At 44.3% G+C, this 11,422-nt stretch carries 11 protein-coding genes; 10 read left to right on the top strand and 1 reads right to left on the bottom strand.

Going from position 1 to position 11,422, the window contains the following annotated elements; genetic code table 11:
* Positions 1-248: hypothetical protein (locus tag JHD69_RS04655; protein ID WP_199137839.1), on the bottom strand; the 248-nt coding region annotated here is incomplete at its 3' end.
* Between JHD69_RS04655 and JHD69_RS04650 the strand changes: the two genes are divergently transcribed.
* From JHD69_RS04650 to ggt, 10 genes are all read left to right on the top strand, one after another.
* Entirely contained in the window at positions 247-411 is a 165-nt protein-coding gene (locus JHD69_RS04650) for a type II and III secretion system protein (RefSeq protein WP_233165696.1), read from the top strand. The genes JHD69_RS04655 and JHD69_RS04650 overlap by 2 nt on opposite strands.
* A gap of 1 nt (position 412) precedes the next feature.
* The gene (locus tag JHD69_RS04645) at positions 413-1,606 is read left to right on the top strand and encodes a hypothetical protein (protein WP_199137837.1); all 1,194 of its coding nucleotides are present in this window, start codon (positions 413-415) and stop codon (positions 1,604-1,606) included.
* 2 nt (positions 1,607-1,608) lie between these two features.
* Positions 1,609-2,151, top strand: a complete 543-nt coding sequence (locus JHD69_RS04640) for a hypothetical protein (RefSeq protein WP_199137835.1) — start codon at positions 1,609-1,611, stop codon at positions 2,149-2,151.
* Positions 2,152-2,506: 355 nt separating this feature from the next.
* Positions 2,507-3,532, top strand: a complete 1,026-nt coding sequence (locus JHD69_RS04635) for a hypothetical protein (RefSeq protein ID WP_199137833.1) — start codon at positions 2,507-2,509, stop codon at positions 3,530-3,532.
* Positions 3,533-3,535: 3 nt separating this feature from the next.
* Complete coding sequence (locus JHD69_RS04630; RefSeq protein WP_199137831.1) at positions 3,536-4,489, top strand: hypothetical protein; 954 nt, start codon at positions 3,536-3,538, stop codon at positions 4,487-4,489.
* Between the two features lies 1 nt (position 4,490).
* Entirely contained in the window at positions 4,491-5,531 is a 1,041-nt protein-coding gene (locus JHD69_RS04625; protein WP_199137829.1) for a hypothetical protein, read from the top strand.
* A gap of 6 nt (positions 5,532-5,537) precedes the next feature.
* A complete protein-coding gene (locus JHD69_RS04620) occupies positions 5,538-6,833 on the top strand; it encodes a hypothetical protein (protein WP_199137827.1) in 1,296 nt (431 codons plus the stop codon).
* Position 6,834: 1 nt separating this feature from the next.
* Positions 6,835-7,644: a hypothetical protein gene (locus tag JHD69_RS04615; RefSeq protein ID WP_199137825.1), complete on the top strand. Its 810-nt coding sequence runs from the start codon at positions 6,835-6,837 to the stop codon at positions 7,642-7,644.
* A gap of 224 nt (positions 7,645-7,868) precedes the next feature.
* Positions 7,869-9,638 carry an AMP-dependent synthetase/ligase gene (locus JHD69_RS04610; protein ID WP_199137823.1) on the top strand — a complete coding sequence of 590 codons (1,770 nt, stop codon included), beginning with the start codon at positions 7,869-7,871 and terminating at the stop codon, positions 9,636-9,638.
* Entirely contained in the window at positions 9,616-11,328 is a 1,713-nt protein-coding gene (gene ggt, locus JHD69_RS04605; RefSeq protein WP_199137821.1) for a gamma-glutamyltransferase, read from the top strand. The genes JHD69_RS04610 and ggt overlap by 23 nt, the downstream gene beginning before the upstream one ends.
* Positions 11,329-11,422 lie beyond the last annotated feature (94 nt).

Genomic DNA, 11,422 nt, shown 5'->3' with positions numbered 1-11,422 from the left:
CCCCCCCCCCCCCCCCCCCCCCCCCCCCCCCCCCCCCCCCCCCCCCCCCCCCCCCCCCCCCCCCCCCCCCCCCCCCCCCCCCCCCCCCCCCCCCCCCCCCCCCCCCCCCCCCCCCCCCCCTTTTTTATTCCCCCCCCCCCCACCGACACCCACACATGTCGTGGTTCGTCGGCAGCGTCAGATGTGTATAAGAGACAGCAATCAATCAGCAAGTTTACCTCGATCATCAGGGCCAAAAATGAAGACATGATTGTATTGGGTGGCTTAGAAAGGACAGAAAATAGTGAAAGCGGATCGGGCGTGCCTTTGTTGTCACGTATTCCGATTTTAAAGTGGTTGTTTAGCAGTCGTGAGAAATCAAATGCCAAAGTGGTTACGTTAGTCTTTATTAAACCTACCATCCTTTATTAAGATGTTGTTTGATGGTTTAAATACGGTTTTGGGTGTAGAGCTGCATAGCCTTGGCGACAATAGCTATAGTTGCCGGTTTTGCCAACTTGCCAAAAAAGATAACGAACTACATATCGAAAGCAACAAGGTGATAGAAGGCCCATTACATAAGGTATTGGAGAGCCTGCCTAAAAATTTCCCTGTGGCGCTGACACTGACAGGGCGAGGCATTATCCACAAGAATATGCAGGTGGCTACAGATACTTTGCCCGAGCAGGTGATCCAACAAGCTTTCCCGTCAATTGAGGTAAAGGATTTTTACGTACAGTCTTATGTTCAGGGTAACAATGCGCTAGGCAGCATTATCAGAAGGCAAGGTGTAGACGAATTGCTGGATAAGCTGGGCAGGGCAGGGCTGAAAGTGTTGATGTTGAGCCTTGGCGGTATTGTAACAGCACCCATTTGGCCACAACTGAATATTTACAGTACAGAAATGCGCTTTGCCGGACATGGATTTGTGCTGACGGCAGAACGTCATTTTATGAGCTATAGTGCCGAAGCGGGTCTGAAGCACGATTTTCAGGTCAAAATAGAACAAGAGCTCATTCCCGAAGAAAATATATTAGCTTATGCCTCTGCTTTTCAACTGGTTTTGCACGAGAAGTTAACCCCGATTTTAGCCAATGTAGAAAGAGTAAATAGTGCTTTCTCCGATTTTTTGGGCAATGCCAGCCTGAAAAAGAAAGCGCTTATTTTCCTGTTCGGGCTTTTTGGGTTATTGCTCATCAGCTTTGGACTGTTTTCTTATTACAACCAGGAAAATGCCAAACTTGCCCAACAAGTAGGTGCGCAGACCGCAAGTGCGGACCAAACCGATTTGCTGCAAAAGAATATCGCGAGCAACGAATACTTGCTTAAACAGTTGCATTGGAACGGAGGCTACAATTATGGTTTCCTGCTCAATGAAATAGGCAAAAGTATGCCTAGGCAACTCAGCCTTCACGAAGTAGCGGTCAATGATTTTAAGACGGATGCAGAAAAAGCCGAAAGGCAGCCAAGCATTAAAATTCTTGGCTCAACAGATAACCTTACAGCGGTAAATAATTGGATTTTTGTACTCAAGGAAATGCCTTGGGTCAAATCGGCCAAACTGCTCAAATATCAGGAAGATCAAGAAACAACAGCTTATCAATTTAGCTTAATCATTACCTATTAGCCATGTGGAAGAACTTAAGCCATCAGAAAAAAAATGGGGTGCTCATGGCCGGCATGGTCGTATCGCTTTACATTGCCTATGTGTTTTCGTTGAAGCATACTTTCGAGGCCATGCGATTAAACAGTCAGCTTAAAAAAGAGCAAAATGCGGCTCAATCAGAAGACAGTACCTTTCCGCAGGTAAGCAGAAAAAATGCATTCTACATCAATGCGCTAAAGTCGTATGCGATTAAAAAAGAAGACCGCGAAAACCGCTTATGGCAAAGCGTTTCGGGCATGGCTTCCGCACAAAACGTGCAGGTTAATTTCAGCAGCAACACGCAGAGCGTAACCGATACTATCGCATTGAAGCAAGGAATGGTAGCCCAGCAATTTACCTTTAAAGGCAACTACTTTAATCTGGTTAAATTGCTGGATACTTTGAGCAAGAGTGCTGGAATTGGCAAAATTGCTGAATTGAAGCTGAGCGACAAGAAAGAACTCGGCGCAAAAGAAAAGACCGGGCAATTAACCCTCCTGCTGACCCTCAATGCCTTGGAGAAATAAACGGCGGAGTAAACGAGAGCCGCATTCTTGTTTTTCGACTTATGATTAGTTTACGCATTTTTTTGCTAAAATGCCTCTAAAATCGACCTTAAAAATCCAGTTTTCTGAAACGAAATATCCTTTCAAAACGCACGTTCGTCCAGCATTTCGATGCGTTCGTCCTGCGAAAACCACTGTTGGGGAAAATATTTTTTTATGTCTCAAATTTATTTTAGCTTAACCGCAGATAACGGACTCAAAATTTAACCAGATTAACGTTCTACTTATGAAGACAAATCGTTTGCGCAGGGCATGCTGCTGCGCCTTAAGCTTTGCTTTTTTTAACCTGAATGCAAGTGCACAAAACCTGCTCGACATGCCAAACTGGACAGTAGGAACTGGTGGTTCGGGAGCTTTCATTGCCAATGGACAGGTCAGTGAAAATACCCGTTTTTGGGGCACAGGTCCGCAAGGGCAGCGTGCTATATTATGGGAAGGAAAGCCACAGGGAGATGGTTTTGCAGATGGTGGATTTGACCATACTTATTTTGCTATTGATCATACCAAGATGTATCGTTTTTCCATTTGGCTCAAGAAGACGAATTCAACAAACGGCACAAGTTATCTTGGAACGCAAGATGTAAATGACTTGAACGGTGTTCCCAACACCAATCCTTATTTCTGGTATGGCGATTTACCTGAATTGAACAAATGGTATTTGGTGGTTGGCTATGTGCACGGCAGTGGTGATGCATCTACAACAAGCTACGGTGCTATTTACGATGGTACTACAGGGATCAGAGCGGTAGATATCACCGATTTCAAATTTGCGGTAGGTACCACCACCACCAACATAAGGTCTTATCTTTATTATGATACCGATGTCAATGACCGTCAATATTTTTACGCCCCTCGCGTAGAAGTGGTAGATGGTAACGAACCCATCATTGCCTCCTTGTTGGGGCTTTCAGGCGTAACACCAAACCAAGGCTATTTTTCCGGAAATGTAGGTGTTAAAACGCAAGCGCCTGGTAGTTACGAACTAGCCGTCAACGGAAAAATCCGTGCCAAGGAAATCAAGGTGGAAACAGCCAACTGGCCAGATTATGTTTTTGAAGAAGGCTATAACGTTGGAACGTTGCAAGAGTTGGAAAGTTATATCAAGGCCAACAAACATCTGCCTGAGATGCCGAGTGCCAAAGAAGTGGAGGCGAACGGGGTGGCATTAGGTGAAATGGTCAAGCTGCAACAAAAGAAGATTGAGGAACTGACACTATATCTGATTGAAAAAGATAAAGAGCTATTTAGCGAAAGAGAGAAAAATAAGGCTCAGGACAAAGAAATTGAAGAGCTGATCAAATTAGTCAATGCAATCAACCACAAAATAAAATCGAAAAAATAGCATATGAAATACCTGTATTTAATCATCGCATTATTTTTTATAAATACGGTGCATGCCCAAAATTACCCTAATCTTGTAAACTATAATTTTAATGATACACCAACTCACGGAATAAAAATTATTACCAATTTGCCTTTTTTAACAAGTAGTCAAATGCCAACGATTAGCATTAAAGGCTATGATTTTGCAAATTCTCAGGTAATAGACCTAACCTTGGCCTACTATATTTATTTTTCAGGCGCCTCTAATGATCCAAATAATTTCTACTTTCATTCGGCTACTATTGCTTCTTCTGGAAGTTACACGCCTAGGGTTTTATTGTCGAATGAAAGCGGCAGGGTTGTGATTTTCATCGATGATAAATCATATTATAATCGCTTCACCGTAAGTGCATATGCGCAAGGGATTCTAGAAACTAGCGCTTGGTTTCAAGGTTGGGTTGCTATTGACGAAGCTTTGGCGACAAGTAATAAAACCATAGAGATCCCATATAAAAATAAGTTTAAAGGAAACGTGATGATGCCGGAGAATGGTATCTGGAATGCACAAGGCAACGTAGGCATCGGCACCACTACGCCAAACGAAAAGCTGTCCGTAAACGGCAAGATCCGCGCCAAGGAAATCAAGGTGGAAACCGCCAATTGGCCAGACTATGTATTTGCAGACGGTTACAAGGTTGAAAAGTTGGAAGAATTGGAACGTTACATCAAGGCAAATAAACATTTGCCTGAGATGCCGAGCGCCAAAGAAGTGGAGGCCAATGGTGTAGAATTAGGTGAAATGGTCAAGCTGCAGCAAAAGAAGATTGAGGAATTGACATTGTTGCTCATCGAACAAAATAAACAATTACAAGACCTGGCAGAAAAGAATAAAGAGCTTGTCGTAGAAAAGACCAAAAATCTACAGCAAGAAGAAAGAATTGCTAAGTTGGAGGCATTTATGAAAATAAAAAAATAAGATGAAAAAATATATAATCACCATGCTGGTTTTCTTATCGGCTAAAACTTTGATGGCGCAAACCAATATATTAACTGTTCAGGATACAAGAGCCGTTCCAACGGTTCCCAATTCTTATTCTCAATCTGTTGAGTCGCATTTTAAATCGGGCACTATATTAGGTTTGCCCAATACCTATTATACGGTCCTTGGTATAAGGGGTTGGGCTGACGATTCTGGTGGCAAAGCCAATGAATTGACTTTTTCTGACGAGGGAGACGTGTACATCCGGTCGGGTTATACGGGTACCGGATGGGGGAGTTGGAGGTCGTTTTTGGTAAGCAATGATAATGGGAATTTTGGAATTGGTCTAAGCACACCCAGCGAAAAACTTACGATTAATGGCAATGTTAAACTCTCGAATCCACTAACTGGTTACCTGATCAATTATGCTTCCTTGTCTGAGAGTTACGGTGGTGCCTCAACCATTTTGGGCAACAACGTGATGTCTGGCTCGGGAACGAATACAGTAAAGAAAACGGCCAATCCCTATGATGCAGGCTCTTTCGTTTCTCTAAACTATTATTATGGCATTACTTTTCACACGGGGATAAATGGAGCCTTAAATGTGGATCAGCCCGTAGTCGACAGCGAGAAAATGCGGATTACCCAAAGTGGCAACGTCGGCATAGGCACTACCAGTCCTGCCGAAAAACTATCCGTAAACGGCAAGGTCCGCGCCAAGGAAATCAAGGTGGAAACCGCCAACTGGCCGGATTATGTGTTTGAGGAAGGCTATAATGTTGGAACGTTGCAAGAGTTGGAAAGTTACATAAAGGCTAACAAGCATTTGCCTGAGATGCCGAGTGCGAAGGAAGTAGAAGCCAATGGCGTAGAATTGGGTGAAATGGTGAAACTGCAACAAAAGAAGATCGAAGAACTAACACTTCATTTGATCGAAAAGGATAAAGAGCTTCGAAAGGAAAAAGAAAAAAATGGCGCTTTAGATGACCGGGTTACGAACCTGGAGTTTCTTATGAAAAAATTACTTAAACAAAACTAATTTCAAATGAAAAGGATAATGGTTCTGGGCGTATTGTTTTCAATGGCCTACGTCTCAAAAGCACAGGAAACCTTGCAAACAGTGACAGAAAGAGGCTATACAACAACAAAAAATGTAGAAAATGCAATAGTGGTTCAAGAAGGTACTTCAGGGAACCACTTGCAATTATATCAGCAGGCTGGTCCCAGTTATTTGGTAGCAGGAAATGCAAACGGAGTGGCAACCCAAAGATTGGCTATCTACGCGGGGGGTGGAGAAAGACTGAGTGTTTTAGCCAATGGAAATATAGGTGTCGGTATCGCTAATCCTTTAGATAAATTGCATATCAATGGGATTTTACGTTGGGGCAATGAAACTTCTAAATCAATTTATTCTGGAATCGACGCCATTGGTGCATTCATAGAGCAGGTTGGGCAAAATGTTGCGGAAAGCAAAATTCGCTTCCAGACCTCGCGGTCAGGAGATATGGCAAATTATACGCGCTTAATGATAAACCCAGAAAAAGGGTTTCTATTTGAAAACATTGGTAATGGAAATGGCAATGTGGGGATTGGTGTGGCCTCGCCTAGTGAAAAGCTTACTGTAAACGGAAATATTAATATTTTCGACCCAACCGGTGGGGCCTACCTAGGTTTCGGCACCGCAAATAATAACGAGTATAATACAATCGGGAGCATGTATGCTTCTGCCGGATTAGTGTTGGCTCACGGATTAAAACCACATTCTGCATCGGAGCAATTGGTTTATTCTCATGGCAATATGGCCAGAAGCGCCATTGTGTTGGGAAGGGGCTTTAGTGAAGGAGGAATTAAATTCTATACAAAAAATGCAAGTTCGGAAACCATCGGAGCAACATTTTTAGGAGAGCCAACCATGCAGATTACTGATAATGGAAATGTAGGCATCGGCACCACTACGCCAAACGAAAAGCTGTCCGTAAACGGCAAGATCCGCGCCAAGGAAATCAAGGTGGAAACTGCCAATTGGCCAGACTATGTTTTTGAAGAAGGCTATAAGGTTGGAACGTTGCAAGAGTTGGAAAGTTATATCAAGGCTAACAAGCATTTGCCTGAGATGCCGAGTGCCAAGGAAGTGGAAGCCAACGGTGTTGAGCTGGGTGAGATGATGAAATTGCAACAAAAAAAGATTGAAGAACTGACTTTGTACCTCATCGAAAAAGATAAAGAATTGACTAAAAACAAAGAACTGGTCAAATGCCAAAATGAAAAGCTTCAAAACTTGGAAGAAAGACAAGAAAGGCTGGAAGCGCTATTGAGAAAACTGACTAAAAAAAACAATTGATATGAAAAAAATATTTGGACTACTTTTAGCGACGGCTCCTTTGTTTAGCCTCGCCCAAGATTTACAGACCGTCACACAAAATGGAAATACGACCACGCTGGGCATTAACGTGGGCGGCAATGTAGGCATCGGTACCACTATCCCTACACAAAAATTAACTATAAACGGCAACCTTGGTTTTTCTGGTGATAACGTCAATAGATATATCATTACAGACGCAACGTATACTGGCACGGGGAAAGTGACAATGCAGGCCGGAGCCGGATCAGACGGCTTTGGAGGTGCGCTTAATTTATATGGTCATGCCCATGATTCAAAACCCGGCTGGGTAGTTGTTGGTCTTTCTGCTAGTGCTGGAGTTGCTGGTACGGGCAGCGAAGTAAGATTTACGGTAAATGATGTAGGATTAGGGGGTGGTGTCGATTTATTTACGGTACTTGGCTCCGGCAATGTTGGCATTGGTACTACCACACCAAAAGAAAAACTATCCGTAAATGGCAAGATCCGCGCCAAAGAAATCAAGGTAGAATCCGCCAACTGGCCGGACTACGTTTTTGAAGAAGATTATAAAGTTGGAACGTTGGAAGCATTGGAAGGCTACATCAAAGCGAATAAGCGCCTGCCCGAAATGCCAAGTGCCAAGGAAGTGGAAGCCAATGGAGTTGAACTAGGCGAAATGAATAAATTGTTGCTCAAAAAAGTAGAAGAGCTTACCTTGTTGCTCATCGACCAAAACAAAAAGAATGAAAAACAAGAACAAGCTATCGATGAATTGAGGAAAGAACTCGAAAAAGTAAAAAGTAAAAAGTAAACTTTCCTTAACTACTTTCAATATAGATAGGCAATGGTCAAGAGGCTGTTGCCTATTTTCTATTCTTCTTCTAACATCATCAAAAAGCAATAAAATTATTCTGCATGCATAATAATTTTCGAAATGGGTTGATACGAAAAGTATAATTTGTTAGATTTGAGAAACAACGAGTTCAAACAAGTAATTCGTTGCTGCAGTTCCTGGCCAAATTAAATTGCTATTTCATGTCTACAAGCATCACACGGGTATTCGACCTCCTTCCATACAACCTCGAGAACTTTCCGAAAGAAGAATTTATCAGCGGCAAGATCAAGGGCAAATGGGAAAAGTACAGCACCAAACATTTTTGTGAAGTAACCGACAACCTGAGCCGCGGCCTCACTACTTTGGGCATCAAAAAAGGCTCTCGGGTAGCGGTCATGTCGCATAACCGGCCCGAGTGGAACATCTGCGATTATGGCATCATGCAACTCGGTGCTTATCAAATTCCGCTTTATCCAACCCTGGCCGAACACGATGTAAAATTCATTATCGAAGATGCCGAAATTACCATCGTATTTGTAAGCGACGAAACGCTTTATCAAAAAGTGACCATGGTTTGCCGGGAAATCAAACATGAAGTAAAGGTTTTCACTTTCGATCAGGTGCAAGGCGCAAGCCATTGGCAGGAAGTGGTCGAGGTTGGAAAATCAACCAATGTTGATTTAGAAAGCTACAGGCAAGCGGTGAGTTCCGAAGATATCCTCACGCTAATCTATACTTCAGGCACCACTGGAACACCCAAAGGCGTAATGCTTACCCATGATAATTTGGTGAAGAACTTCGTAAAATCGGCCATCATCTTTCCAACAGAAATTAAGGTGTCATTGAGCTTTCTGCCTCTGTCGCACATTTTTGAGCGCATGATTTCCTACCTCTATGCCTATTTTGGCGTATCGGTTTATTATGCCGAAAGCATGGACACCATCGTAGCCGATATCCAGGAAGTAAAACCCAATGCCTTTTCTACCGTACCCCGACTGTTGGAAAAGGTGTACGATAAAATATTGGAAAAGGGAAAAGACCTCAAAGGTATCAAACGAGGCATTTTCTTTTGGTCGCTGGCCCTAGCCGAAAAATTCGACGGCAACAACGGCTGGTGGTACAACTTCAAGTTGGGCATTGCCCGTAAGTTGGTGTTCAAAAAATGGCAAGAGGCACTTGGCGGACGCATCGTGGTGCTCGTTTCGGGTGGTGCAGCCCTCAACCCGCGCTTGTGCCGTATTTTTTGGGCCGCCGGCATGCCCGTTTTCGAAGGTTATGGCCTCACCGAAACCTCGCCGGTAATTACCGTTAACCATTTTGGTGCCACCATGTTCGGCACTGTAGGCACGGTAATCGAAGGCGTTGAAATCAAGATTGCCGCCGATGGCGAAATTTTGGTGCGTGGGCACAACGTGATGAAAGGCTATTACAAACGCGACGACCTGACGGCCGAGACCATCGATGCCGAAGGCTGGTTCCATACTGGTGATATCGGCGAGATACTGGAAGGCAAATTCCTCAAAATCACAGATCGCAAAAAAGAAATCTTCAAAACTGCGGGTGGCAAATACGTAGCGCCCCAAATGCTCGAAAACCGCTATAAAGAATCGCCTCTGATAGAACAGATCATGGTGTTGGGCGAGAACAGGAAATTCCCTTCGGCCTTGATCGTGCCTGCATTTCCGGCGCTGAAAGCCTGGTGCGCCAAAAAAGGCATCGATTACAGCACCAATGAGGAAATGATCAAAAACGAGCAGGTGTTGGAAAAATATAATCAGATTATTGTAGCTTTAGGATCAGAATTCGGCAAATGGGAGCAGGTCAAACGCTTTGCGCTTTTGCCCAAAGAATTCAGCATTGATGGAGGCGAGCTTACCCCTAAACTGAGCTTTAAGCGGAAGGTAGTCCTCGAAAAATATGCGGCCATCATCGAAAAGATCTATAAAGATGCAGAAAACTATAAAGCGTAAGTTAGGTGCAATTACCTTAGGTTTAGTTTCCATAAGCCTGTTTTTCGGCTGCGTAGGCGGTCAGCTAGGCAGGCACAACAGCGATGAATACCGTAATGGCATGGTAGTTTCGGCCAATGGCATTGCCTCGCAGGTTGGGGTTGACATCCTCAAAAAAGGGGGCAATGCGGTTGATGCGGCAGTAGCCGTTCAATTTGCTTTAGCCGTAGTTTACCCAAATGCAGGCAACATTGGCGGTGGCGGCTTTATGGTTTACCGTTCGGCCAAAGGCGAAGCCAATACCCTCGATTTTAGGGAAAAAGCGGCAGGCAGTGCCACAAGAGACATGTACTTGGATGCATCTGGTAATCCTATTGTAGATAAGAGCCTGTACGGGCAATTGGCTGCTGGCGTTCCAGGTTCGGTGGCTGGCATGGTAGAAGCCCATCAAAAATATGGTAGATTGAAATGGGAAGATTTGGTAAAACCTGCTATTAAATTAGCTGCCGAAGGCTTCAAGATCACCGCCCGCCAAGCCAACGAACTCAACGGACTTAAAAAAAGATTAAAAGCCCTCAATCCCTTGGGCACAGCACTGCTTAAAGATAGCAAATGGACTGAAGGCGATGTATTGGTACAACAGGAATTGGCCAATACGCTAAAACTGATTGCTGAAAAGGGAAGGAAAGGCTTTTACGAAGGTCCGGTAGCAGACTCAATCGTTGCCGAAATGCAGCGCGGAGGTGGTATCATGACCAAGCAAGACCTCCAAAACTACCAGGCCGTGTGGCGCAAACCCATTGTGGGCAACTATAGAGGTTACGAAATTGTAACCATGCCACCCCCGTCAAGTGGAGGCATAGCCTTGGTACAGTTGCTCAAATCGGTTGAGCCTTATCCACTTGCCAAATGGGGCTTTAATGCCGATTCTACGGTTCAGTTAATGGTCGAAGCCGAGCGGAGAGTATATGCCGATCGCGCTTCTTACCTGGGCGATCCCGATTTTTATCCCGTGCCGCAAAAGAAATTAATGGAAGATGCCTACATCAGGCAACGCATGGGCACCTTCAATTGGCAACAAGCCGGCAACAGTGCCACTATCGGGGCAGGCGAAATTCCCCCTGCCGAGCACGAAGAAACTACCCATTTTTCTATTGTAGACAAAGAAGGCAATGCTGTTTCCATTACCACCACACTGAATGGTTCTTATGGGGCTGCGGTAGTGGTAAAAGGCGCAGGTTTTTTGCTGAACAACGAAATGGACGATTTTTCGGTAAAACCTGGTGCCCCGAATATGTACGGATTGGTTGGTGGCGAAGCCAATGCCATTGCACCGAACAAGCGTATGCTCAGCTCCATGACCCCTGCGATTCTGTCTAAAGATGGACAATTGTTCATGGTGGTAGGTACGCCAGGTGGTTCAACCATCATTACCTCGGTTTTCCAAACCATTTTAAACGTGGTCGACTTTAACAAATCGATGCAGGCTGCGGTAAGTGCCAAAAAATTTCATCACCAATGGTTGCCAGATGATATTTCGGTAGAAGAAAATGCCCTGGATAGCCTTACGATGGTTAAACTGCAGGCTAAAGGTTATAAGATTGTATATCGTGGGCCAATAGGGCGGGTGGATGCCATTCTGAGAACCAAATGGGGATTTTACCAAGGCGGTGCCGATCCGCGTGGCGACGACAAAGCCATTGGCTGGTAGGTTTTGCGCAACAACCATTGTTCCTTAAAGAAGTTACAAATCAAAGCCTTGGGCTATGGTAACTAATTTTGTTGCATTTATTATATTGCAGCCC

Source organism: Pedobacter sp. ASV12 (assembly GCF_016429155.1).
Taxonomy (GTDB): Bacteria; Bacteroidota; Bacteroidia; order Sphingobacteriales; family Sphingobacteriaceae; genus Pedobacter.
Note: the sequence above shows the minus strand (reverse complement) of the source record. Positions and strands in the feature narration are given on the sequence as shown.

Coding starts and splice junctions, on each gene's coding strand:
- JHD69_RS04610 (WP_199137823.1), top strand. CDS start 7,869: ATGTCTACAAGCATCACACGGGTATTCGACCTCCTTCCATACAACCTC.
- JHD69_RS04615 (WP_199137825.1), top strand. CDS start 6,835: ATGAAAAAAATATTTGGACTACTTTTAGCGACGGCTCCTTTGTTTAGC.
- JHD69_RS04620 (WP_199137827.1), top strand. CDS start 5,538: ATGAAAAGGATAATGGTTCTGGGCGTATTGTTTTCAATGGCCTACGTC.
- JHD69_RS04640 (WP_199137835.1), top strand. CDS start 1,609: ATGTGGAAGAACTTAAGCCATCAGAAAAAAAATGGGGTGCTCATGGCC.
- JHD69_RS04630 (WP_199137831.1), top strand. CDS start 3,536: ATGAAATACCTGTATTTAATCATCGCATTATTTTTTATAAATACGGTG.
- JHD69_RS04635 (WP_199137833.1), top strand. CDS start 2,507: ATGCCAAACTGGACAGTAGGAACTGGTGGTTCGGGAGCTTTCATTGCC.
- ggt (WP_199137821.1), top strand. CDS start 9,616: ATGCAGAAAACTATAAAGCGTAAGTTAGGTGCAATTACCTTAGGTTTA.
- JHD69_RS04650 (WP_233165696.1), top strand. CDS start 247: ATGATTGTATTGGGTGGCTTAGAAAGGACAGAAAATAGTGAAAGCGGA.
- JHD69_RS04625 (WP_199137829.1), top strand. CDS start 4,491: ATGAAAAAATATATAATCACCATGCTGGTTTTCTTATCGGCTAAAACT.
- JHD69_RS04645 (WP_199137837.1), top strand. CDS start 413: ATGTTGTTTGATGGTTTAAATACGGTTTTGGGTGTAGAGCTGCATAGC.